1 pseudogene is annotated in these 583 nt (G+C 65.0%); it reads left to right on the top strand.

Features of this window, described 5'->3' with window-relative positions:
- A pseudogene (locus ACFQX9_RS18290) lies at positions 1 to 583 on the top strand (IS21 family transposase); the annotation flags it as partial.

Below are 583 nucleotides of genomic sequence, written 5' to 3'. Positions count from 1 at the left end.
GCGCTGGATCCTGGCCCGCCTGCGCAACCAGCGCTTCTTTTCCCTGGCGGAGCTCAATGCGGCCATCCGCGGCCTCGTCGTCGAACTCAACGCCCGCCAGATGCACGGTTTTGGCTCCAGCCGGACCGAGCTGTTCGCCGAGATCGATCTTCCCAAGCTGGGAGAACTGCCGGACCAGCCCTACGTCTTTGCGCGCTGGAAGCGTTGCCGCGTCGCGTCGACTATCATGTCGAGATCGACGGCCATTGGTATTCCCCCCTTATCGGCTGATCCGTGAACTCGTCGATGTCCGCATCGCCGACAAGACCATCGAGGTCTTCCACAAGGGACAGAGGATCGCCAGCCACGCCCGCGCGCCCAACCGGCGTGGCCATACCACCATCGCCGATCATATGCCGAGCGCCCACCGCCGCTACGGCAAATGGACGCCGGGAGGATTGATCGCTGCCGGCGAGAAGATCGGTCCCTCTGCCGCGGCGTTTTCCAGGCCGTCATCGCGGCCCGGCCGCATCCCGAGCAAGGCTTTCGCACCTGCCTCGGTATCCTGTCGCTGGCCAGGAGCTACGACAACGCGCGTGTCGAT

Source organism: Bradyrhizobium sp. GCM10028915 (assembly GCF_042666195.1).
GTDB classification, from domain to species: Bacteria; Pseudomonadota; Alphaproteobacteria; order Rhizobiales; family Xanthobacteraceae; genus Bradyrhizobium; species Bradyrhizobium canariense_D.
Note: the sequence above shows the minus strand (reverse complement) of the source record. Positions and strands in the feature narration are given on the sequence as shown.